Source organism: Synechococcus sp. RS9907 (assembly GCF_014279615.1).
Classification (GTDB): domain Bacteria; phylum Cyanobacteriota; class Cyanobacteriia; order PCC-6307; family Cyanobiaceae; genus Parasynechococcus.
Genome location: NZ_CP047944.1, coordinates 1,257,210 through 1,279,768, shown reverse-complemented (window position 1 = coordinate 1,279,768; position 22,559 = coordinate 1,257,210). Strand labels below are relative to the sequence as shown.

Sequence of the window (22,559 nt, the reverse complement as noted above, 5' to 3'; positions counted from 1 at the left end):
TGAGCCGACTGCAATGAGCCGCCGTAACTGGATCAACCTGTTCAGCAAAAGCCAAGCGATCGAGCTCTCCAGTGATCTTGAGCGTGGCTACGAGGCGGCTCTTCTCATTCAAAGCCTGGAGTTGGAGTACTACGGCGACCGGCAGATTCGGCCGGAGCTCAAGCTTTCCGTGCCGCGCTCTGTTCAGGCCACGATTCTTCGCCGCTTCAAAACCGCGCTGGCCATCTGCCGCAATACAGCAGCAACTCTCTCGAAACAACGGGGCCAACTGGATTCCCAGGAGTTGCGTCAACTTCAACTGATTGAATCCGTCGTGAGCCGCTATGGATCCCGGCGATCAGGCAGTGCACCGTCGATCAGCCGCTCACCGGATGCCCTCCCCCGTTCGCTTCTGGGTGTCTTCGACAGCATTCGCCTCCAGTTGGATCCCTCAACGGAAGACAGCGTCGTGGCGGGGTATCGACGCCGGCGGGACAGCACGCTGATTTCCCTGAGGGTTCTGCTTCTTCTGGTTCTGGTTCCCTTGCTTGTTCAGCAGATTGCTGGCACCTATCTGATCTCGCCTGCGGTGAATCAGTTTTCCCCCGAACTCCCTTTCCTGAGCTACCCGAAGCCTCAGCTGGAAGAGAAGGCGGCTGAAAAACTTCGGCTCTACAAGCAAGAACTGGAATTCGATGCCTTCCTCAAGGGCGTGCAGCCCCTTGATGATGGTGCGCTGCGCGACAAGCTCACCGAAAAAGCGACTGAGCTCAAGCACGATGCCGATGAGGAAAGTCTCAAGGCGATCAAGAATGTGTTTGCGGATCTGGCGGGCCTGATCGCCTTCGCCGTGGTGTGTTTTCTGAGCCGCGATGAACTGCGTGTTCTGCGTGGATTTGTTGATGAGGCGGTTTACGGGCTGAGTGATTCCGCCAAGGCCTTCGCCATCATCCTGTTCACCGACATCTTCGTGGGTTATCACAGCCCGGAAGGTTGGTCGGTCTTGCTGGAAGGGATAGCCGAGCATTTCGGCCTTCCCTCCAGCCAAAGTTTCGTCAACCTCTTCATCGCGACATTCCCGGTGGTGTTGGCGACGATCTTCAAGTACTGGATTTTCAGGTACCTCAACCGGGTGTCTCCGTCTTCCGTCGCGACGCTGAAGGGAATGAATGGCAGTGGTTAACCCCTCCTCCTCAGTGGAGCCCCCCGTTGCCGGCCAGGCCAGCCGGCTGGTCCTCGTGAGTGGACCAACCCGCAGTGGCAAGAGCCGTTGGGCTGAGCACCTGTTGAAACACCACCCCGTTGTCACCTACATCGCCACGGCGGCCGCCCGGCCGGATGACCGTGATTGGCAAAAGCGTTTGGAGGTCCACCGGCAGCGTCGGCCCGACCATTGGAGTGTTTCTGAATGTGGGGCCGAGCTGGTGAGCGTGATCAACGGCCTGGCTCCCGGGCAATCTGTTCTGATTGATGCCCTCGGTGGCTTTGTTGCCCACCACCTGGACCTCACTGCCCAGGAGTGGGATCAGCTCTGTGAACAGCTGATCGCCTCGATCAAGGCATCGCACTGCACGTTTGTTCTGGTGATCGAAGAGACAGGATGGGGCGTCGTTCCCCCAACACGCATCGGAGGTTTGTTCCGTGATCGTCTCGGAACCCTCGCGCAAGCACTTGACCGCGTTGCTGACGCTGCCTGGCTCGTTCTCCAGGGTCGTGCACTTGATCTTCATGCCCTTGGCCAGGTGGTGCCATGACTGAGATCGCCCCCCTGCGGATTGCCCTGTTCGAACCTCAGATCCCTCCGAACACCGGCAACATCGCCCGCACCTCGGCGGCCTTCAGGGTGCCGTTGACCCTGATTCAACCCCTCGGCTTCAAGGTGGACGATCGGAGCGTTCGTCGTGCCGGACTTGATTACTGGCCCCACGTTCAGCTTTCCATCGCTTCGAACTTTGCCGAGTTCCAAGCTGAGCTTCGTCCTGAGCAGAGGTTGATCGGCTGCAGTCGTCGTGGTGGTTCATCGCTCTCCTCGTTCACGTTTCAACGGGGAGATGTTCTGCTGTTTGGCCGGGAAGACACGGGGCTACCGGAACCGGTTCGCGAAGCCTGCGACAGCATCCTCACGATTCCCATGCCTGGAGCTGCTGATGACGCAGGCCAGGGAGGTGTTCGCAGCCTCAATCTTTCCGTGGCCTGCGCCCTGGTGACCTACGTGGCTGGACAACAGTTGCGGTTGTGGTGATCCCACCACTGCTCCAAACCCCCCTTGCGCGGGGATGTTCGGCTCGTTACCTTCAACGCGTCTCAGTGGTTTCATGCGCGCAACGCTTGCTCTGGCAGCTGCTGTAACCCCTGTTCTGTCCCTGGGTCTGTGGAGTTCTCTGCCCGGGATTGCTGATAACGCCACTTTTGATCTTGCCGAGCTGCCCCCTCTGCCAGCTCTCTCCCCGAACAATCCCGTTGCTGTTGTCAGCAAAGTCGATTCCAGCAGTCAGGTCTGGTTCCAAGTTGTTCGTGCCACGTCCCTGCGGCGTTATGCCGAGCTGTTGAAGCTCGATCGTGCGGAGCTGGCCTCGTTGAACAACGTGCCAAGCTCCCACGTTTTTGAAAAAGAGAGTTGGCTTTCCCTGCCGGACTCTGCACGGGTTGTTGCCGTGACGTTGTCGTCACTCAACCGCTCCAGTGAACGTGAGACGCCTCCGTTGGTTGCCCCACCTCCGCTTCGCGCAACGGCCAAAATCAAGACCGGAGACTCTCTGGCGTCATTCCTCAAACGCCACGGCGTGACGCAACAGCAGCTGTTGAGCTGGAATCCAGGCCTTCAGCTCAGTGCTTTGACGATTGGCCAGGAATTGCAGATCGCTGAAGCCACTTCGGGTCAGTCACTCCTGGCTGTACGCCCCCTCAGCAGTGGAGGTGCTGCATGGCCTGATCGCCCCCTGTCGTCTTCAGCCGATCAGCCCGACAGCCTGAAGCCGCCGATTGTTGGTTACCAGTGGCCCACCAAGGGGGTTTTCACCTCCGGTTATGGGTGGCGCTGGGGACGCATGCACAAAGGCATTGATATCGCCAACAACACTGGCACGCCCGTTGTTGCGGCCCGTGATGGGATCGTTTCATTTTCCGGCTGGAGAGGTGCCTACGGCTATCTGGTTGAAATCGCCCACAGTGATGGCGAATTCACGCGTTATGCACACAACAGCCGTCTTTTGGTCAAAAAAGGGCAGATTGTTCCCCGTGGGTCTCGTATTTCACTGATGGGAAGCACCGGACGAAGCACCGGACCTCACCTTCACTTTGAAATCCGTCGGGCCGGTGGCGCTGCTCTCAATCCCCTGGTGAAACTACCGGCACGCAAGGCTTGAATCAGGCATGCCCGAACCCAACGAGGGTTCGAACGAGCTGATAACAGCATGAATCAATGAATGTCAGAGGGGAGACTTGAACTCCCGACCTCAGGGTTATGAATCCTGTGCTCTAACCAGCTGAGCTACTCTGACGCAGGCCCTTCAGGCCAGTGCCCATCATACATCTCAGAGGTTCAGCCTCAGCGCATGTCGATGGCATTGAGGCGATCACGGAAGGATTTCGGTTGATCGTCCTTGGTGAGTGGGGGTGCCGTCTCAACAACAGGTGTTGGAGCTGGAGCTGGGGCCGGCTCGATGCTCCGCGTTGGCGTTGAACGTCGGCTTGTGCCGCGATTCCCACCCAGACTCTTCAGCTGGCCAGTGCGCTGGTCTCGGTCCAGGGGTTTCTTGCGCAGATCTCCCTTCAGCTGGTTCAACAGACGGAAATGTCCGGTGGAACTGAACTTGCGCAGGAGCGCAGGATCCCAGCTCGTGAGTTGGTCATTCATGACCTGAGTTTATGGCGACGGATGGCTAAGGTCGTGATAGGTTCAATCCTGAAACTGGAAGTCGGATCGACTACGTGTTACGTCGTCTGCGGCCTTCAGCTCACTCATTCACCTCCCGAACATGACCGACACCGGTTGCTTGCGTGTGGGCCATCAAGCCCCCGATTTCACTGCCACTGCAGTGGTCGACCAGGAATTCAAGGAAATCTCCCTGTCCCAGTACCGCGGCAAGTATGTGGTGCTGTTCTTCTACCCCCTCGATTTCACCTTCGTCTGCCCGACGGAAATCACCGCATTCAGCGATCGTTACACCGACTTCGAGAGCAAGAACTGCGAGATCCTCGGTGTGTCCGTCGACAGCAAGTTCAGCCACTTAGCCTGGATTCAGACCCCCCGTAACCAGGGTGGCATCGGTGATATCAACTACCCCCTCGTTGCCGACCTGAACAAGGAAATCGGCAATGCTTTCAACATCCTCGATGACGAAGGCAAAGCACTGCGTGGCCTGTACTTGATCGACCCCGACGGTGTGATCGTTCATGCCACCATCAACAACCTGCCTGTCGGCCGCAACGTGGATGAAACCTTGCGCTTGCTGCAGGCCTTCCAGTACGTGCAGTCCAACCCCGACGAGGTTTGCCCCGCCAACTGGACTCCTGGCGCCGCCACCATGCTGGAAGATCCCAAGGGTTCCAAGGAGTACTTCTCCGCCATCGGCTGATCGTTCGATCATCCCTATCGGTCACTTCGTTTTGCCCTGCCCGTCAAACGGGTGGGGCTTTTTTCATGAGTTGATCCAAAGCAAGATTGAGGTCGCGGTCCATGGCAACCAATCGGCCGTCACTCACAACAATCCTGGCCAGAGACGGCAGCCCCACCTTCTTGGTGCGCAGATACACCGGTTCCACATAGAGAAGTCCGGAGCCCACGGGAAGCACAAGAAGATTTCCCTGCAGGAGTTCCAGATCCTCCTGATCCCATAGACCGAACTGCTCGCTCACATCTGGATCCTGATGGATCAGAGCCTGAACCTGTTCCGGCCCGGGAATGTATTTGTCTTTGGGAAAGTCGATCAATTTCAGTTCACCGTAGTGATCGCCATCATTCCGAGCCACCAACCACGCCGTGAGATTCGGCCTTGACAAAGGGGTCAGTGGTTGGAGCAGCAGAAATTCAGAGTTGTCGTTGCTTTGAAGCTGAGCCGTGATGTGGTACGGGGCAACATCAACTTTGCGGCCGCCGTAGATCTCGCTTGGCACCTGCCAAACATCATCACCGTTGTAGAAAATTCTGGGATTCGAAACGTGGTAACGCTTCAATTGGTTGACCTGAGCATTGAAGAAGTCCTCAGGAACTCTGCGGTGATCAAGAAAAGGCTTTGGCATTGCCTCCATCGGCTCCATCAAGCCTGGAAAAGCCTGAGCCCAGGCCATGACGATTGGATCCTCAGGCTCCGAGATGAAAAACCGAATGCTGCCGTTGTACGCATCAACGATGGCCTTCACTGAGTTTCTTAAATAGCGATCGGGATCATCTGCTGATACCGCTGCGCTGTAGGGCAGGGTTGAACTGTGGGTGTAACCCTCGACAACCCAATATTGATTCTGGCTGCGTTGTTCTGAAGTTGCCTTGGTGGTGTTAAAGCTGTCTTGCTCAGGGTTTGGAATGGAGATCAGGTAGGGCTCACCACGAAAATCAATGAAGGGAGCGATGGCCTTAACCCGACTGCGCACATCACGCCGGATCAAAAGTTTGGAATCAGCATTGATCGTTGTGGTGATCAGTAGTCGAGGCTCACGCAGATAAACAGCCGCTGCGAATCGCTGAAACCAGGATCCAATCGGTACTCCGCCAGAACCCTGATAGTGCGTCATCACATTGATGTCGCCTTCGGGGTAGTCGAATTCTTCAATCTGCGTTGGAGCGATGGCATAGGGCGAAGGAAGCATCCCGTAATAGATCGCTGCATCACCAACGGGGATAGCCTTCTGCACCTCCGATCGTTCAATACCCAGTCCAGGATTTCCCGCGATGACTGTTTCTGGGCCCAGACCTTTAATGAAATACGAGGGAAGGCCATCACTGCTTCTGTCATTCACCGGGCTGACGGTGAATCCATAGCCGTGGGTGAAGATGAAGTGACGGTTCTGCCAGGTTTTGGATTGACGCGGTAACGCGGATTGATCCAATTCGCGGGCCGAGAGGATCACTTGCTGCGATGAATCGCTGTTTTCATTCAGCGGGTAGCGATCAACAGCTGCATTGGAAAAGCGGTAGTAAACCCTCAGTTGCTGCAGTTGCCGGTTGGCTTCGAGCAGAGGGCTGCTGTCCCAGAGACGCACATTTTCGAGCGTGCTAACACCTTGCTCGCGATCAGCGGCGCTGAACCTTGTCGGGTCGACGACCTGACTCTTGATCTGATCCAACTGGAAGCCCCATTGCGTGGCCTCAATGGCGTTGTTCAGATAGCGCTCTTGCAGTGCAAATTCCCTTGGCCGCACCACCAGCCAGCGCGTTAACGGAGTTGCCACCGTTTCCAACACCACAAGAGACACCAAGACCAGTGCAAGGCCCTGACGGAGGCGTCGCCGGCACGGGACAAGCAGTGCACATGCGATCAGCACCAATAGCAGTGTTGCGAAGCCGCGCAACGGAAGGGTCATGTGGGCCTGGAGCCAGCCCGCCCCTGCCACAAGGCCGTGTTGGGTCCACAGCAGCTGATGCCTCGATAACCACACTTGCCCCGCTGCTCCGAACAGCAGAAGCGCCGAAAGCAACCTGATCAGTTGGATCTGTCGCGCACAGAAGGCTGGACTGGCCCAGTCAGAAATCGATTTTGAGCTCGCCAGCACCCGCCAGAGCTCAAAGGCGAGGGTGAACACGGCAGCCAAGAGCAGCAGGTCCAGGGCCAGATGCAATCCGGCAAAACGCCCCAAGCCGAAGCTCAGATCCGCTCCCAGCAAGGGGTCTCTCGTGGATTCATCGGGAATCCATAGCGCCAGCGACCAGATGCCCCACGCCCGGCTGACGACAGCCACCAGCGAACCCACCACGATCCGAGCCAGCCACAGCCTCAACCGCGGCCAGGCCATCGCAAGCCCTATCGCCACTGCCTGAAAGAGTCCTGCAGCTGAGATGATGCGGTGCTGGAGACCCGCAACTGGCTGCCATTCCCCAAGCTGAAACGGATCGTGGATGGCCAACGCCAACAGATCCAGCGTGAGCAAGGCACTGATCAGCACAGCACCACCACTGATCAACAGCGTGAATCCAAAGGACCATCCGTTCAGGCTGATCGCCTTGGATGAACTCGAGCTTTGTTGCCTGAATTGCCTTGACCAGGCCTGGGCTGCCAGCAGCGGCAGCATCGCCACACTCGCGAAGAGAAGCTGCAGAAGCCAGCGCTTGAGGAGAACGTCGCTCCAGGCGAACTGATCGAACCAGAGCCACTCGATCTGCATCCGGGCTGCAACAACAACCAGCGGCAGCAGAAGAAGGAGGCGTCTCATGGGAGGCCAGCGATGTCTCTGAATCGATCACCGTTGATCGTTTCCTCGGCAATCAAAACGTCCACCAGTTGATCCATCAACTCACGGCGGGGCTCAAGCAGGGCGATGGCCTGCGCCAGAGCACTCTTGGCGAGCTGGCGGATTTGAGCGTCAATGGCCTGGCCAGTGGATTCGGCGTATCCCGGCCGTTGGTTGAACCAATCGCGCCCCAGAAAAACCTCCGTACCCGGACCCTCGAGGGCCATCGGTCCGAGGCTGGAAAAGCCAAAGCGCGTCACCATCTCCCGTGCGAGTTGCGCCACCATCTGGAGATCTCCACTGGCTCCCTGGGTGATCTCGAGCGACCCGAAAACCACTTGCTCAGCTGCTCGTCCCCCCAGAGCCACCACCAGATCAGCGAGGCAGGAGGAGCGGGTGATCAACCCGGAATCAAGCACCTCCTCGTCAGGCATGAAGCGGGTGTAACCCCCGGCCCCTCCCCGGGGAAGAATCGTGACCTTGTCCACCGCGTTGGCCGCTGGAAGAAGACTGGCCACCAGGGCATGACCCACCTCGTGATAGGCGATGAGCCGTTTTTTGGCGCTGTCCTGCAAGGGACGATTGCTCAGCCCCATGGTGATCCGCTCCAAAGCCCCCTCCAGCTGGAACTGACCGATACGGAGCATGTTCTGGCGAGCCGTAAGGATGGCCGCTTCGTTGAGAAGGTTGGCGAGGTCAGCCCCGGAAAAACCCGGCGTGCGGCTCGCCCAATCCGCCAGCGAGACCGCGTCGTCGAGGGGGCGAGTTCTCGCATGAACGGCGAGAATTGCCTCACGACCTCGGCGATCGGGAAGGCCCACATCAATGCGCCGGTCGAAGCGTCCTGGACGCAACAGTGCGGCGTCGAGCACGTCGGCACGGTTTGTGGCCGCCAGCAGAATCACACCGGAGTTCTCCTCAAAGCCGTCCATCTCCGTCAGGAGTTGGTTGAGGGTCTGCTCCCGTTCATCGTTGCCGCCACCGATACCAGCACCCCGCTGGCGACCCACAGCGTCGATTTCGTCAATGAAAACGATGCAGGGGGACTTTTCCTTGGCTTGGCGGAACAGATCGCGAACCCTGCTCGCACCAACACCAACGAACAGCTCAACAAACTCAGAGGCCGCGATGGAGAAGAACGGCACGCCCGCTTCGCCTGCAATCGCTTTGGCAAGAAGCGTTTTCCCGGTTCCAGGGGGGCCAACCAGCAACACTCCCCGCGGGATCTTGGCGCCCAGGCGGATGAAGGCCTCGGGCTGCTTGAGAAAGGTGACCACCTCCTCAAGTTCCAGCCGCGCATCGTTGATGCCGGCAACATCCTCAAAACGAAGCTGCAGGTCTTCCTGGGGTTTCAACCGAGGCTGACTGCGCCCAAACCCAAGAGCTCTGTTCGCCATTTGAGCTGAACGCTTCAACAGAAACGACAAGCCGACCACCACCAGCAGAACCAACATCAGGGTTCCCGCCAGTTCGCGTCCTGCTTGTTCGCGGCGGATGTCAACAACCGTCAGGGGCGTGCCGGAGCTTTCAGCGGCCCGAAGGATTTGGTTGTCGTTGGCGAAAACAGGAACGGTGACCCGTCGGCCATCGTTGTATTGGACTCTTACCTCCCGACGACCGGGCACAAGATCCAGCTGCTTGATCTCTTTCGCATCGATATCTCTCAGCAGGGTGGAGTAACTCACCGTGTCCTGCTTCGTCCAAAAACCCTGAATCGAAGAAGGTTGACCCCTCTGAGGGGCCGCGGAACCACTGGAGTCGTCCGAACCTGGTGCCACGTCTTCATTGCGCTGCACGGAGCCTAGCGATTTGACGCAAGGGGGTTCCAAACGAGACAATCTCGGTTTGGAAATTCACCAGGCGCAATGGCCGTCCCGAAGAAGAAAACATCCAAGGCCAAGCGCAACCAGCGCAGCGCCACCTGGAAGGCCAAGGCAGCCGTTGCCGCCCAGCGCGCCATGTCCATCGGCAAGTCTGTGCTGAGTGGCCGCGCCCAAGGTTTTGTTTATCCGGTGAGTGAGTCCGAAGACGGCGAATCCTGAGTCGAACTTGGGAGGTGGATCCGCCGCAGAGTTCGATCCGGATCCACCTCCACAACAACATCCGCTCGTATGGTGTGGAAACTGCTCGATGGCAGCGAGCAGAGAATCATGCGGATAAAACGATTCAAGTCGGCATTCGACAGCGACGCACCGCGTTCCGCTTCAAGGGTGGATTCCTGTTGGCGCTTCCATCGCCAAGGCGCGTTGAAGTCGGTTGCTCGCAGTTGCCAGAGTTGATCGAAACACCTCCAGGTGGGTTCGTAGTGGGCGAGCACGGGTTGCAGCTTCAGGCGCCACTCCAACTCCTGCGCCGTTAGAGGGCTCTTGAGATGGGGCTCATCCGCAGTTGCGTCGGCATTTGGGTTGCAGCCCACAAACCAACCCTCAAAAATCAGCAAGTCGGCATCGCAACGGCGCCAACCGCTTCGATCTCCTCGACCATGGCGTTTGGCTTTGTCGAAGCAGGGCATCAGAACGTTCTCACCCTGTCGCCATGTCTGAAGGCACTCCTGCAGGAGCTCCAGGTCATGGCTGCCAGGAAGCGCGCGAGGCACACCCCAGGGGTTACCATGCATCGCCGCATCAAGCCGTTCGGCCTCGAAATAAAAGTCATCGAGCGAAACGACCTGGATCGAGAGCTGAAGTGCCCGTGCGGCAGCTTCAATCCACTGCCCCAGGGTGGTTTTCCCGCAACCCGGCAAAGCACTGAATCCGAGCAGTCGGCGTTGTCCCTGCCATTGCTGGCCCAGGTTCAGAAGCGGCAGACCAACAGACCAGAGCCAATCCGGTGTCGCCTGAGGATGCCAGTGATCGATGGCGACCCGATGCCACCCAGAGTTGCGCTGCAGTGCAGACCAACTCGAAAGGTCGCCCAACTCGAGATGCTGCAGCAACCGCTGCTGATCCTTGCTGGGGATGACGCGTTGGCCCTCAGGATCCAACTTTGAACGCCTCCAGAACAACGGCGTAAACGAATCCAAGCCGGAGGTTGTCCAGCCAGGGAAGACGACGGCGCCCAAGAACCATCAATTCACAGGCGATGAGGGCATAGAACGCTGTGTACGTCTTGAGTTCAACAGCATCCAGGATGTAGACGGGAAGGTTGCTGCCAATGAAAAATCCGAACAGCAGCAGCAGCAACGAAGCGCTGCGACGCCACCAGGGGCCAGACCAGGACCGCCGGATCCCAGCGCCCCACGCGTTTTGAAGCCCCGCCAGACGTGTGCGCTGGATTGAGCTCATCGATCCGGCACCGACAGCAGGGACTCCAGATACTTCAGCGTTACTGCCCCCTCCTGGCAAGAGGCACCGGAAAGCACGGTTGCTGGCTGTCCAGGTTCCCCCAGGTGATTCAACACCGCAGCAGCCTCGCCTCCGGACTCACGCAGAGCATCGGCATCCCAGGGGGAAGGGGTCAGCAGACAACGCAGACCTGCGGCTCTTGCCGCCGAAAGACCTGCCGCAGAATCTTCGATGGCGAGGCTGGCAGCACTGTTGGCCCCACTGCGTTCGAGAGCGAGTCGGTAGCCGTCCGGTGCTGGCTTTCCCGAAGCAACGTCATCCGATGTCACCACCCCATCGAAGCTGGGGATGTGCTGTTGGATCTGTTCCAGCAGAGCCATCACTGACGCCGATCCGCTGGAGGTGACGATCCACTGCTGCACGCCGGCCCTGCTCAACTCCTGCAAAAGCCTCTTCACTCCGGGACGGAGATGCACGTGCCCTTGGCGGACCCGTTCCAGGTAATGGACGCGTTTGCGATCACGCACCTGGTCCAGTTGGTTCTGGCTGAGATGCACCCCACAGGTTTCAGCGTGGAGTTTCACCCTGCGCAGCCCGCCAGGAATCGCCAGCAGCCTTTTGTAGAGCGCTTCATCCCAAACAAAGGGAAGATCCAGTTCCTGGAAGGCCAGGTTGAAGGCCGGTCGATGACCGTCCATTTCCGTGTCGGCCAAGGTGCCATCCACATCCCAGAAGACCGCTGAAAGCCTGTTCACCTTGAGGAGCAGCAACGGCACAATGCTGGGACATCACCGCCTGTTGCGTTCCCTTGCCGGCTGTTCCGCTGCATTGGTCCTGGTCCCTTCCAGCCGTGGTGGAACCATCGCCATTGCAAGGGCTTGATTTGCCGCTGTCGCTGCGCTGTGTGCTGCGGCGCAGGGGATTCAGCTCCACATCCGAGGCCGAGAGCTTTCTCTCCCCTGGTGATCTACCGCCCACACGTGATCATTTCCCCGATCTCGAGCAGGCCTGTACGCGCTTGGTAAAGGCCTGCCGTTCCCGTGAACGCGTCGCCATCTGTGGTGATTACGACGCCGATGGGATGACCAGCACTGCGTTGTTACTGCGGGCGTTGGCCCCGTTGGGTGCTGAGCCGGAACCCGCTATCCCCTCGCGGATGGAGGAGGGATATGGCCTCAACCCCGCCATGGTGCAGCGGCTCTACGACGATGGCGTGCGATTGCTGGTCACCGTTGATAACGGTGTTGCCGCGAGGGAAGCCCTCGAACTGGCCGCAAGTTTGTCGATGCAGGTGATCGTGACCGATCACCACACGATCCCGGCACAACGGCCGCCCATGACTGCGCTCATTCATCCGGCCACCACCCCGGAGGGCTCGCCTTACCGCGGACTCGCCGGTGTGGGGCTGGCCTATGTGCTGGCCCATGCCGTTGCCGATGTGCTGAACAAACCAGAAGCCATCCGCGTGGCCCGGGATCTGTTTTGCATCGGCACGGTGGCCGATATGGCTCCTCTGGTGGGGGCCAACCGCAGTTGGTTGCTGGAGGGGCTGAACCACCTGCATCGCTCCGAGTGCAAGGGCGTGCAAGCGCTTCAGCGCCTGGCGGGTCTCGGGGAACGTCCGCTGACGGCAGAAGACATCGGGTTTCAGCTTGCACCGCGCATCAATGCAGTGGGCCGCCTTGGGGAACCGAGGCTTGTGGTGGATCTGCTCACGGCTGAAGATCCCGATTCGGCGATGGCCCTCGCACGCCGTTGTGATGATTACAACCGCCAGCGACGGGATCTCTGCGACGCGATTGAAGCGGAGGCCGTGGCGCTGGTGGAAGCGGAGTGCAGTGACGCTCTCCCCTCATTCCTGCTTTTGGCGCAAAGCCACTGGCACCACGGGGTGATTGGCATTGTTGCTGCGCGGCTGATGGAGCGCTATCACCGCCCCACCGCTCTTCTGGCCGGAGATGGAGATGGAAGTCTGCGGGCTTCGGTACGGGGACCCATCGGTTTCGCGGTGGATCGTGCCCTCTCCAATTGCAGCGATCTACTGACCCGCTTTGGAGGCCATCCCGCTGCCGGGGGATTCACCGTTAAAGCGGAATTCGTGCATGCCCTGCATGAGCGCCTCTGCGCCGAAGCTGATGGCTGGTTGATGACCCAGGCCAAGGGGCGTCCCGTGCAACCTGACGCTCTGCTGCACCTGAAGGATGTGAACTGGGATCTGTGGCGCCACCTGCAATCCCTGGCCCCCTTCGGCATCGGTCATCCCAAACCGCTGTTCTGGTCACGGGGGGTGAGCGTTGAGGATCGGCGCGACCTCAAAGGAGGACATCTGGCCCTGACGCTGCGCCAGGGTGAAAGTGAGCGTCGCGCCATCGCCTGGCGATGGGATCCAGCGGCGCCAGTTCCCGCATGCTGTGACGTGGCTTACAGCATTGCGATCAACCGTTGGCAGGGTGAACAGCGTCTGCAGCTGGAGCTCAAGGCGATCCGTGCCCATACGGAGTTGGTGTTGATCGACCGCGGCTCACGGCAGTACACCGCCGAGTTGACGGAAACCTCAGGGCTGAAGCTCACCAATGGCGAGGGTGAGACGCTTCAGGCGAGCATTCAACAAGAACAATCCCTCACCAGCGACAACGATCTGGCGAGGGATCAGCGGGTGATTCAGTTGATCGAGGAAGCCTGCCTTGGGTTGGGGCTACGCCCTTAAAACGAGGCGATCAGAGTGCGCCGCGGCGGTAGAAGAGGATGAAGATGACAGCGGGACCGGCAATGGTGATCATCGCCAGGGCGGCAAAGTTGGCGATCAGGTGAATGTCAAAGCCCATGGCGATGCAGCGCTGTCCAAAATCGTTACGCCTCCCAGGCTACGGGGCTCTGTCCCAAGAGCGACGGATTGGTTCTGATCTCTGTGATGGCTTGTCACAGCTTCAATCATGAGCCGAGAGACACCGCAATGGACCTGCATCAAACACTGTGGAGCCTGTTGCCGACTCGCTCCGGAGGAACGGGCTGATGCCCTGGCGGCTTTGAGCGAAGAGCAACAACGCACCTATCTGGCCATGGTTGGCCCTGATGGCTGGTGCATCCACTACGACACGGGCAGTCAGCGCTGCAGGATTTATGAGGAGCGTCCTGATTTCTGTCGTGTCAGTGGTCTGGGTCGTCTTTTTGACGTTCCCGATGATCAGTTCGATGCCTTCGCCATCACCTGTTGCCAACAACAGATCCGCAGCACCTATGGCGGCCGCAGTGGCGTGATGCGTAGGTTCAAGCGCGCTCAGACCGCGGGAGGTTCTGTTGACGAGTGAGCAAACAAGCCCTGAGTCGCGCAGCTTTGCTGCCGTGCTGTTCAGCACTTTCACCACAGTGTTTGTGGCTGAACTGGGCGACAAAACCCAGTTGGCAACGCTGTTGCTCTCGGCCCAGTCCGGCTCTCCTGTTCTGGTGTTCATCGGTGCCGCGCTGGCGTTGATTTCATCCAGCCTTGTGGGCGTTCTCGTCGGTCAATGGTTGGCCAAAACCCTTCCGCCTGAGCGTCTTGAACTGATGGCTGGGGTGCTGATGGTGGCGCTCGGCATCTGGCTCGGTCTTCAGGCCGCCAGCTCCCTTTGGCTCAATGCAGCGAGCTGACGATGGATTTTCCCCTTCTGATCTCCACGTTCTTGACCGTGTTCCTGGCCGAACTCGGTGACAAGACCCAACTCGCCACCGTTGCCATCAGCGGCACGTCCAATCGCCCCCTGGCCGTGTTTCTCGGCTCATCATCGGCGTTGGTTCTGGCCAGTTTGCTGGGGGCCTTCGCCGGTGGTTCCGTTGCAACCGTGATCCCCAGCGATCTGCTTCAACTGCTGGCTTCCGTTGGTTTCCTCGTGATCGGTGGCCGCTTGCTGGTTCCTCTCGTCCGTGATGGTGAAGCCAACTCGGACGGGGATCAAACTTCTGAGTCCTAAAGTGATTTTTGAAGGGCTGACTCTGCACGGCCTGCTGAAGAGCGTCGACCACCCCTTCCCTCTCTCCCGGCCCTGATGGTCGGTTTCTGCGCACGCCACGATGAAATTTACGGTTGCCGATCTGCTGAATCAGCTCTCAACGGAGCACTCCTCTGAGCCCGACCAACTGGCCAAGATCCTCAAGCTCAGCAACAAGACGGATAGAGCGGCGCTTGAGCTTGCCGTTTCATCACTGATGAAAATCGGTGTGATCGAAAAGACCAGTGAGGGTGGTCTCACACAGCCCCAGGAGAGTGATCTGATTGATGCTCGCCTGCGTTGCAGCAGCAAAGGCTTCTGCTTCGCCATTCGCGATGACGGCGGCGAGGACATCTACATCCGTGACCATCAGCTGAACCACGCCTGGAATGGCGATCGTGTGCTGGTGCGGGTGACGCGGGAGGGCGGACGCCGCCGCTCTCCTGAAGGAGGTGTGCAATGCATCCTGGAACGGGCCACGCAATCTCTCCTGGCTCAGGTGGAGCAGCAGAGCGACCAGCTGCTCGCCTCTCCCTTGGACGACAGAGTGCTTGCCGGCATTGAGCTGCCAGCAGAGGATTCCAAGCATCTGCCCGGTGATGAGGTCTCCAGCGTTGTCGAGGTGCGCATCGATCGCTATCCCGTGGCTCAGCATCCTGCGGCCGGCCACGTTGTGCGATCTCTCCCGCTCAATGGCGGACCAGCAGCCGACCGGGACCTGCTGCTGACCAAGGTTGGTCTCCAGGACCGTCCAACGGCACCCAGGAGCTCTGGCAAAACCCCTGCGTCCAAAGGCCGGGTCGACCTCACCGCACAACCGTCGCTGCTGCTCAAAGGATGGAGTCAGGACGATGCACCGGGGTTGCCTGCCGTGCACGTTGAAGCCAGGGACGGCGGTTGTCGCCTCTGGGTCCATGCGCCCAGCGTGGGCGAGCGGATCGGTCTGGGCAACAGCCTCGATGCCTGCCTGCGCGACCGCGGTGAAGCCCTTTGCCTCGGTGAAGTCTGGCAACCTCTTCTCACTCCGGCCCTCCACAAGGCCACCAGCTTCTCGGCCGGGTCCGAGGCTGATGCCATCAGCGTTCGGCTCGACGTCTCTGCCAACGGTGAGGTGAGCGACTGGGAGTTCATGCTCAGCACGGTGCGCCCCGTCGCCGAGGTGAGCGCCGATCAGTTGGTCGCCCTGGCGGAACGCAAACCCAAGGGGCGCAGCGTCCCAACCGCCCTCAAGCCGATCAAAAACCAGCTCGGTCAGCTGGAGACCCTGCGCTTCTGCAGCACGCTGTTGTTGGAGCAGGAGCGTGCCAACGGGATTGTGCAACTCGATCTCTGCCCTCCACAGCTGGAGGCCCTTGGTGACCTCTGCAGCGCAGATCCCTCCGGGTTGCGGCATCGCTGGGTTGATGCGTTCAACCCGGTCGACCCCCATGCGTTCCTTCAGCCTCTGTTGAGGGCCGCCGACCGTGCGTGGACCGCACAACGACTCGAGCTCCAACTGCCGGGCATCACCGTTGAGGCGGATGAACCCGATGGCAGCGTGCTCACCGATGTGGCAAAGACAGCCATTGCCCTGGATCTTCCCCTTGAACTGGATGACGACGGCTGTCCATCAGCTTCGGAGCTGGTTCAGGTGTTCAAAGACAGCAGTCAGCGCCGGGTGCTGGAACAACAACTCAGTCACGCCCTGCCACCTCTGACCCTTGTGGCATCCACAGAGGCCCCCCCTGCGGCAGCAGATTCCGATGGGGACGAGGTTGCTGCGTCAAGCCGGAACAGCGCACTGACCCCATGGACCTGTGCCACCCAGCACTACGCCCACCTGGTGAATCAACAGGTGATCGTTGCGCTGCTGACCGATGCCAAGGATCGTCCAACCGTCCGTCACAAGACGCGTCTGAAGCTTGGCCTCAAGGGTGCCGGTGCTGATCTCACGTGGCCCCTGTTCACCGCATCCCAGGACGAGAAGTTGAACGGATTGGTGAACGAGCGCACCGTGCAGCGGCTCAACACGCGACGGCGTCAGGTGTTGGAACTGGAAAAGGATCTGCTGTCGATGATCCAGGCCCGTTCAGCCCAAACCCTGATCGGCGAACAGGTGGAAGGGCGCATCAGTGGTGTGCAGAGCTATGGCTTTTTCGTGGAAGTTGGTGAAAGTCGCGTTGAAGGGCTGGTGCATGTGAGCTCCCTCAACGATGACTGGTACGAATACAGATCACGCCAGAATCGCTTGGTCGGGCGCAAGAACCGTCAGACCTATCAACTTGGCGACGCCGTACAGGTGCGCGTGATCAATGTGGATGTTCTGCGCAACCAGATCGACCTTGAGGTCATCAGCCAGGGTTCCAATGGCTCCACGGAACCTGAATCCTTAGCGCCTGAATCCTCGGAGCCGCTGCCCGTTGCCCTCAGCGAGCGCTGAGTGATGCATCCCTACGTTCTGGCAGTCACCGGTGCATCCGCTCAACCCCTGGCCGAGCGTGCCCTCCAGCTGCTGCTGCAGCGCGGGCGCTCGGTGCATCTTGTGCTCAGCCATGGTGCTCATGAGGTGTTTCGTGCGGAACAGGGCCTGACGATCCCTGTTGATCCCCTGAAACAACGTGCGTTCTGGCGAGAGAGGCTGTCGGTGGAGGAAGGCGAGCTCACCTGTCATCGCTGGAATGATCAGGCTGCCTGCATTGCCAGTGGCAGCTACAGAACCCGGGCGATGGTCATCGTTCCCTGCAGCATGGGAACCGTCGGACGGATCCATGCCGGTATCGCCGCAGATCTGATCGAACGTTGTGCGGATGTGCATCTCAAGGAGCGTCGGCCCCTGGTGATTGCTCCCCGGGAGATGCCTTTCAACCTGATTCACCTCCGCAACCTCACCGGCCTCGCTGAAGCTGGAGCCACCATTGCCGCTCCCATTCCGGCTTGGTATACCCGGCCCGATTCCTTGGAGGAGATGGTGGACTTTCTGGTGGTGCGCCTGTTCGACGGCCTGGAGGAGGACCTTGCACCCCTGAAGCGCTGGCAGGGCCCCCTGGAATGAGCATGGTTCAGCGGTTGCTGCTGATTCCCTGCCTGGCGCCACTGCTGGCGTTGCTGGTTCTTTCGGCCACCAATGTCGGAGACAAGACCCGGATCCGTCTGCTGGTTTGGACAACACCTCCGCTCCCCGTTGGGGCGTGGACAGCGCTGGCTGGCGTTGGTGGTGCGGCCGCAGCCGCTGTCGCAGCGGTTTTGGTCTCCCCAGTGGAGCGTCCTCTGAGTCGCCAGAGGCGATCCCCTGTTCAACCGGAGTTTGAGGAGAGGGGCTACACCGACTACGAACCGACACCCAGATCCAGCACAACCCCAGGCCCCGAACGAGATGTGAGAGAACCGGCTCCAACGGTGTCTGTGGCCTACCGCGTGATTCAACGCCCTTCGTCAGTCCCCGCGCAGTCAGACGCTTCATCAGGCACTTCAGCCGTGGGCTCTCCTTCTCAGGAGTTCAGTGATTGGGGAGATGATCCGGAGGCGAACTGGTAAGCAGCGCACCAAGCTGCTTACAGTTGCGCCAGCAATGCTTGATCGGTGAGCGAAACCCCAGTCGAGAAGCAGTCTTCAGGTCAAGAGTCCCCTGCCAAAGCGGCGCCGAAAGCGAAGCCGCCCAAGCCGGAGGACAAGCCCTTCCCTGAATTCATCGACACGCTGTTTTTGCCGGCCGTCGCCAAACAGTTGGCCGAACATGACATCACCGCTGATCGGCTCGAGCGCGTGGATGGGCAGCGTCCCGTTGTCGGTGGTGAATGTCCAATGGTGGTTGGTGAGCTTCCAGGGGGGCGCCGCTTCTGGGTCTGCTTCTCCAAGGCCGACATCAACAGCGCCAAAGTGATTGCCCTGGCTGATGCCGGCAGCGAGCCAACGCTGCTGGAGAGCTTTCTGATCGATGAGAAGCGGATGTCTTTGGCCCTTCTCGTTTCCCGTCTCTTGCAACGGCTCAACGGCCAAAAGTGGCTGGGAGGTAACTAACCGCCCGCATCGGCCTCGGGGGTTGGGCTGACACGCCTACATTGGCAGGATCGTGAACCGCAACTGATGGTCCCTCCCACCGCCGTGGCCGAAGGCAGCGCTGTAGCCATCAAGGATCCTGTCAAGGACACAATCCTGACCCCTCGCTTCTACACCACCGATTTCGAAGCGATGGCGGCAATGGACCTTCAGCCCAATGAGGCTGAACTGGAAGCCATCTGTGAAGAGTTCAGGAAGGATTACAACCGCCACCACTTCGTTCGTAACGAGGAGTTCGAGGGTGCTGCGGACAAGCTGGATCCTGAAACCCGCAAGGTGTTCATCGAATTCCTTGAGCAGAGCTGCACATCGGAATTTTCAGGATTCCTGCTCTACAAGGAACTGAGCCGCCGCATTAAGGCGAAGAACCCTCTTCTGGCCGAGTGCTTTGCCCACATGGCTCGGGATGAAGCTCGCCACGCCGGCTTCCTCAACAAGTCGATGAGTGATTTCGGCATGCAGCTGGATCTGGGCTTCCTGACCGCGAACAAGGACTACACGTTCTTCAAGCCGAAATTCATCTTCTACGCCACCTACCTGTCTGAAAAGATCGGCTACTGGCGTTACATCGCCATTTACCGCCACCTCGAAAAGAACCCCGACAGCAAGATCTTCCCGATCTTCAACTTCTTTGAGAACTGGTGTCAGGACGAAAACCGTCATGGTGATTTCTTTGATGCCCTGATGAAGGCCCAACCGGACACGGTTCGTGGCCCCATCGCCAAACTCTGGTGCCGCTTCTTCCTGCTGGCGGTGTTCGCCACCATGTACGTGCGCGACGTGGCCCGCAAGGAGTTCTACGAGGCTCTCGGATTGGACGCTCGCACCTACGACAAGATGGTGATCGAGAAGACCAATGAAACGTCTGCGCGCGTTTTCCCCGTTGTTCTTGATGTGAACAACGACAAGTTCTGGACACGCCTCGAACGACTGGTGGCCAACAACGCCGCATTGGAAAAGGCTGATGCCAGCGATGCCATCGCTCCTCTGAAAGTGCTCCGCAAGCTGCCCTTCTGGATCGGGAATGGTGCCGAGATGGCCAAGCTGTTCCTGATGCCAGCGATCGACAGCGATCGTTTCCAGCCAGCTGTGCGCTGAGGGGACTCCCCCGGCCCAATCGAGGAGATTTCTTGACCAACGCCTTTTCGAATCAGTGGCAAGGACTCTTGGAGTCCTTGCTGCACCGTGGCAGCTCCGCAGGAGCCGACCTGGTGGAGGTGTTTCTTGAGCGCACCGACCACATCGGTTTGCTTGCCGAACAGGATCGGATCACCAGTGTGAATCCGTCGTTCGCCCGTGGAGCTGGCCTCAGGGTGTTCCGTGATGGCCGTGATGGCTTCGTCAGCACCAACGATCTCAGCGAAGCTGGCCTCAAGCGCGCCCTCGATCAGGCCCTCGCCATGCTCGGTCTCGAGGCGCAACAGCTCACGTCCCCTTCAGCTTTTGAAGGGTTGAAGCAGCTGACCGACCACGGCTTGAACAAAGCCGACTGGCTGGAACGCTGCCCTTCCCTGGATCTAGCCAGCCAGTGCCTGCTCAAGGGCACAGACCATCTCAATCGTCTTGGTCAGCACTTGCAGGTGCGCCGTGGCAGTTACGCCCGCGACTGGCAGGAAGTGCTGGTGGCTGCATCCGATGGCACCTTTGCCCGCGACATCCGCCTGCATCAGTCGACAGGTCTCTCCGTTCTTGCCGCCGACGGGGATCACCGATCCAGCATTGGCCGCCGCTATGGCAGTTCCGATCGTCCGGACGATCTTCGGGACTGGGATGCCGAAGCCAGCGCAGCTGAAGTGTGCAACAGCGCTGGAACGATGTTGCGGGCCGACTACGTGGATGCCGGACAGATGCCGGCCGTTCTCGCCAACCGGTTCGGTGGCGTGATTTTCCACGAGGCCTGCGGCCACCTCCTCGAAACAACCCAGATTGAACGGGGCACCACGCCTTTTGCTGACCGGGTTGGTGAACTGATCGCTCACCCTGCAGTCACCGCCATCGATGAAGGGCTGAGTGGTGGATCCTTCGGTTCCATCTCGATGGATGACGAAGGAATGGAACCTGAGCGCACCGTGCTGATCAAAGACGGGGTGCTCCAACGCTTCATCAGTGACCGGGCCGGTGAGCTGCGCACGGGCCACAAACGCACCGGAAGCGGCCGGCGTCAGAGCCATGCCTTTGCAGCGGCGAGTCGGATGCGAAACACCTTCATCGACGCCGGTCCGCATACCCCTGACCAGTTGATTGAATCGGTCGATCAAGGCCTGTACTGCAAGGCCATGGGTGGGGGAAGCGTCGGCCCGACAGGTCAGTTCAATTTCTCCGTTGAAGAGGGGTATCTGATTGAGAACGGCAAACTCACCAAACCGGTGAAAGGGGCGACGTTGATCGGTGATGCCAAGGAGGTGATGCCACGCATTTCCATGTGCGCCAACGATCTGGAACTGGCTGCAGGGTTCTGCGGATCCGTGAGTGGAAGTGTGTTCGTCACCGTGGGCCAACCCCACATCAAAGTTGATTCGATCACGGTGGGGGGCCGTTGATGATGAGCAGCAACAACAGCCTTAACGCCACGGATCTCAGGGATCGCCTTCAGACCCTCGCCTCGCGCGAAGGCATTCGTCGTTGGGATCTTGGTGCCGCCTGCAGTGACGATTGCTCCGTTCAGGTGGATCGTGGTGAAGCCAAACAACTCAAGGCATCGCAGCGGAGCTCCATCACCGTCCGGGTTTGGAACAGCGATGGCCTGGTAGGCATCACCAGCACCACCGACCTCTCCGATGGCGGCTTGGAACAAGCCCTGGTAGGAGCCCATACGGCCAGCCGTTTTGGCAATCCCGAGGACGTCCCTGAGTTCTCCCCCCTGGCCACGGCTCCACTCCCCGAGCTCGATCGCCCGCTTCAACCACGCCAAGGAATCCTCCCTCTGCTGGACACCCTTCGGGATGCGGAAGCCGATCTGTTGGGTCGTCACCCCGCGATCCAGACCGTCCCCTACAACGGACTGGCGGAATCCCTGTCCCAGAGCCTCTATCTCAACAGTGAGGGAGCACTGCGCCAGATGGAGCGCACCCAAGCCAGCCTGTATCTCTACGCAAGGGCTGAGGAAACAGGTCGTAAGCCCCGCAGTGGAGGTGCTGTTCGGTTGGGTCTTGGCAGCAGCGAACTGGATGTTCAAGGCTGCATCAGCGAGGCCGTTGATCGCACCGTCAGCCATCTGGATTATCGACCGATCGAAACCGGGAGTTACCGGGTTTGCTTCACCCCCGAGGCCTTTCTCTCACTGCTTGGTGCCTTCAGCAGCATGTTCAATGCGCGTTCGGTGCTCGATGGGGTGAGCTTGAGCCAGCGGGATTCGATTGGATCCGATGTGGCGGTTCCCTTCTTCAACCTCCACGATGATGGCCTCCACCCCGGACACATCAGTGCGGCAGCCTTCGATGGAGAGGGAACACCAACCCGACGTCTCTCCTTGATTGAGGGCGGAACCCTGCGGAATTTCCTTCACTCGGAAGCCACGGCCCGAGCCTTTGGTGTTCAACCCACCGGCCACGCTGGACTTGGCGCCAAGGTTTCGGTGGGTCCAGACTGGTTCGTGGTTGGTTCCAACCCGCAGGTGAGCAGCGGTAACAGCCTCAACCACCGCACCGAGTCAGGCCCCTTCGTGCTGATTGAGGATTTGTCAGCGCTTCACGCCGGTGTGAAAGCCACCCAGGGATCCTTCTCCTTGCCCTTCGATGGATGGTTGGTGAACAACGGCGAACGGGTTTCTGTTGAAGCAGCAACGGTTGCCGGTGACATCCGCTCTGTTCTCAACGGCATTGCTCATCTGGAAGCTGATTCTGAAATCACCCACCGAGGCGTTTCCCCTCATGTTTGGGTGGATGGACTCTCCATCACCGGCGAAGCCTGA

24 protein-coding genes and 1 tRNA gene are annotated in these 22,559 nt (G+C 59.5%); 17 read left to right on the top strand and 8 right to left on the bottom strand.

Annotation, left to right across the window (positions count from 1 at the left end):
* Nucleotides 1-13: 13 nt before the first annotated feature.
* From pxcA to SynRS9907_RS06885, 4 genes are all read left to right on the top strand, one after another.
* Nucleotides 14-1,162, top strand: coding sequence for a proton extrusion protein PcxA (gene pxcA, locus SynRS9907_RS06900; protein WP_188022282.1), 1,149 nt, complete (start codon nt 14-16; stop codon nt 1,160-1,162).
* Nucleotides 1,149-1,733: a bifunctional adenosylcobinamide kinase/adenosylcobinamide-phosphate guanylyltransferase gene (gene cobU / locus SynRS9907_RS06895; RefSeq protein WP_188022281.1), complete on the top strand. Its 585-nt coding sequence runs from the start codon at nt 1,149-1,151 to the stop codon at nt 1,731-1,733. The genes pxcA and cobU overlap by 14 nt, the downstream gene beginning before the upstream one ends.
* Nucleotides 1,730-2,221, top strand: a complete 492-nt coding sequence (locus SynRS9907_RS06890) for a tRNA (cytidine(34)-2'-O)-methyltransferase (RefSeq protein WP_188022280.1) — start codon at nt 1,730-1,732, stop codon at nt 2,219-2,221. The genes cobU and SynRS9907_RS06890 overlap by 4 nt, the downstream gene beginning before the upstream one ends.
* A 73-nt stretch (nt 2,222-2,294) precedes the next feature.
* Entirely contained in the window at nt 2,295-3,344 is a 1,050-nt protein-coding gene (locus tag SynRS9907_RS06885) for a M23 family metallopeptidase (protein WP_188022279.1), read from the top strand.
* 61 nt (nt 3,345-3,405) lie between these two features.
* On the opposite strand, the gene SynRS9907_RS06880 is transcribed toward SynRS9907_RS06885, so the two are convergent.
* Together SynRS9907_RS06880 and SynRS9907_RS06875 are read right to left on the bottom strand one after the other, a co-directional pair.
* A tRNA-Met gene (locus tag SynRS9907_RS06880) sits at nt 3,406-3,479 on the bottom strand.
* A gap of 47 nt (nt 3,480-3,526) precedes the next feature.
* On the bottom strand, nt 3,527-3,835 hold the full coding sequence (locus SynRS9907_RS06875) for a hypothetical protein (protein ID WP_188022278.1): 309 nt from the start codon (nt 3,833-3,835) through the stop codon (nt 3,527-3,529).
* 121 nt (nt 3,836-3,956) lie between these two features.
* Between SynRS9907_RS06875 and SynRS9907_RS06870 the strand changes: the two genes are divergently transcribed.
* Nucleotides 3,957-4,556 (top strand): peroxiredoxin, encoded by a 600-nt coding sequence (locus tag SynRS9907_RS06870; protein WP_188022277.1) that lies wholly within the window; start codon nt 3,957-3,959, stop codon nt 4,554-4,556.
* Between the two features lie 43 nt (nt 4,557-4,599).
* On the opposite strand, the gene SynRS9907_RS06865 is transcribed toward SynRS9907_RS06870, so the two are convergent.
* The gene (locus SynRS9907_RS06865) at nt 4,600-7,344 is read right to left on the bottom strand and encodes a UPF0182 family protein (RefSeq protein ID WP_188022276.1); all 2,745 of its coding nucleotides are present in this window, start codon (nt 7,342-7,344) and stop codon (nt 4,600-4,602) included.
* Nucleotides 7,341-9,140, bottom strand: coding sequence for an ATP-dependent zinc metalloprotease FtsH (gene ftsH / locus SynRS9907_RS06860; protein ID WP_188022275.1), 1,800 nt, complete (start codon nt 9,138-9,140; stop codon nt 7,341-7,343). Before ftsH ends, SynRS9907_RS06865 begins: the two co-directional genes overlap by 4 nt.
* Nucleotides 9,141-9,227: 87 nt before the next feature.
* On the opposite strand from ftsH, the gene rpmF reads away from it, so the two are divergent.
* Nucleotides 9,228-9,404 carry a 50S ribosomal protein L32 gene (gene rpmF / locus SynRS9907_RS06855; protein WP_006851068.1) on the top strand — a complete coding sequence of 59 codons (177 nt, stop codon included), beginning with the start codon at nt 9,228-9,230 and terminating at the stop codon, nt 9,402-9,404.
* Here rpmF and SynRS9907_RS06850 read toward each other — a convergent pair.
* From SynRS9907_RS06850 to SynRS9907_RS06840, 3 genes are read right to left on the bottom strand one after another with little or no spacing between them, the layout of a single operon-like run.
* Nucleotides 9,368-10,345: a phosphoribulokinase gene (locus tag SynRS9907_RS06850; RefSeq protein ID WP_188022274.1), complete on the bottom strand. Its 978-nt coding sequence runs from the start codon at nt 10,343-10,345 to the stop codon at nt 9,368-9,370. The genes rpmF and SynRS9907_RS06850 overlap by 37 nt on opposite strands.
* Nucleotides 10,335-10,646 carry a DUF565 domain-containing protein gene (locus SynRS9907_RS06845; protein ID WP_188022273.1) on the bottom strand — a complete coding sequence of 104 codons (312 nt, stop codon included), beginning with the start codon at nt 10,644-10,646 and terminating at the stop codon, nt 10,335-10,337. Before SynRS9907_RS06845 ends, SynRS9907_RS06850 begins: the two co-directional genes overlap by 11 nt.
* The gene (locus SynRS9907_RS06840; protein WP_188022272.1) at nt 10,643-11,422 is read right to left on the bottom strand and encodes an HAD-IA family hydrolase; all 780 of its coding nucleotides are present in this window, start codon (nt 11,420-11,422) and stop codon (nt 10,643-10,645) included. Before SynRS9907_RS06840 ends, SynRS9907_RS06845 begins: the two co-directional genes overlap by 4 nt.
* A 32-nt stretch (nt 11,423-11,454) precedes the next feature.
* Between SynRS9907_RS06840 and recJ the strand changes: the two genes are divergently transcribed.
* Nucleotides 11,455-13,353 (top strand): single-stranded-DNA-specific exonuclease RecJ, encoded by a 1,899-nt coding sequence (recJ, locus tag SynRS9907_RS06835; protein WP_188022271.1) that lies wholly within the window; start codon nt 11,455-11,457, stop codon nt 13,351-13,353.
* 10 nt (nt 13,354-13,363) lie between these two features.
* On the opposite strand, the gene psb30 is transcribed toward recJ, so the two are convergent.
* Nucleotides 13,364-13,471 (bottom strand): photosystem II reaction center protein Ycf12/Psb30, encoded by a 108-nt coding sequence (psb30, locus tag SynRS9907_RS06830; RefSeq protein WP_025362280.1) that lies wholly within the window; start codon nt 13,469-13,471, stop codon nt 13,364-13,366.
* Nucleotides 13,472-13,579: 108 nt separating this feature from the next.
* Here psb30 and SynRS9907_RS06825 point away from each other — a divergent pair, with 108 nt between their 5' ends.
* From SynRS9907_RS06825 to SynRS9907_RS06780, 10 genes are all read left to right on the top strand, one after another.
* Nucleotides 13,580-13,954, top strand: a complete 375-nt coding sequence (locus SynRS9907_RS06825) for a YkgJ family cysteine cluster protein (RefSeq protein WP_188022270.1) — start codon at nt 13,580-13,582, stop codon at nt 13,952-13,954.
* Nucleotides 13,944-14,276 (top strand): TMEM165/GDT1 family protein, encoded by a 333-nt coding sequence (locus SynRS9907_RS06820; protein ID WP_115009029.1) that lies wholly within the window; start codon nt 13,944-13,946, stop codon nt 14,274-14,276. The genes SynRS9907_RS06825 and SynRS9907_RS06820 overlap by 11 nt, the downstream gene beginning before the upstream one ends.
* A 2-nt stretch (nt 14,277-14,278) precedes the next feature.
* Complete coding sequence (locus SynRS9907_RS06815) at nt 14,279-14,596, top strand: TMEM165/GDT1 family protein (RefSeq protein WP_115132611.1); 318 nt, start codon at nt 14,279-14,281, stop codon at nt 14,594-14,596.
* A 100-nt stretch (nt 14,597-14,696) separates the two neighbouring features.
* Complete coding sequence (locus SynRS9907_RS06810; protein ID WP_188022269.1) at nt 14,697-17,033, top strand: RNB domain-containing ribonuclease; 2,337 nt, start codon at nt 14,697-14,699, stop codon at nt 17,031-17,033.
* A 3-nt stretch (nt 17,034-17,036) separates the two neighbouring features.
* A complete protein-coding gene (locus SynRS9907_RS06805) occupies nt 17,037-17,645 on the top strand; it encodes a flavin prenyltransferase UbiX (protein ID WP_188022268.1) in 609 nt (202 codons plus the stop codon).
* Nucleotides 17,642-18,127: a hypothetical protein gene (locus SynRS9907_RS06800; protein WP_188022267.1), complete on the top strand. Its 486-nt coding sequence runs from the start codon at nt 17,642-17,644 to the stop codon at nt 18,125-18,127. Before SynRS9907_RS06805 ends, SynRS9907_RS06800 begins: the two co-directional genes overlap by 4 nt.
* 45 nt (nt 18,128-18,172) lie before the next feature.
* Nucleotides 18,173-18,610, top strand: a complete 438-nt coding sequence (locus SynRS9907_RS06795; RefSeq protein ID WP_188022266.1) for a DUF2996 domain-containing protein — start codon at nt 18,173-18,175, stop codon at nt 18,608-18,610.
* A gap of 66 nt (nt 18,611-18,676) precedes the next feature.
* Nucleotides 18,677-19,747 carry a magnesium-protoporphyrin IX monomethyl ester (oxidative) cyclase gene (gene acsF / locus SynRS9907_RS06790; RefSeq protein ID WP_114989126.1) on the top strand — a complete coding sequence of 357 codons (1,071 nt, stop codon included), beginning with the start codon at nt 18,677-18,679 and terminating at the stop codon, nt 19,745-19,747.
* 32 nt (nt 19,748-19,779) lie between these two features.
* Nucleotides 19,780-21,189: a TldD/PmbA family protein gene (locus SynRS9907_RS06785; RefSeq protein WP_188022265.1), complete on the top strand. Its 1,410-nt coding sequence runs from the start codon at nt 19,780-19,782 to the stop codon at nt 21,187-21,189.
* Nucleotides 21,189-22,559 (top strand): TldD/PmbA family protein, encoded by a 1,371-nt coding sequence (locus SynRS9907_RS06780; protein WP_188022264.1) that lies wholly within the window; start codon nt 21,189-21,191, stop codon nt 22,557-22,559. Before SynRS9907_RS06785 ends, SynRS9907_RS06780 begins: the two co-directional genes overlap by 1 nt.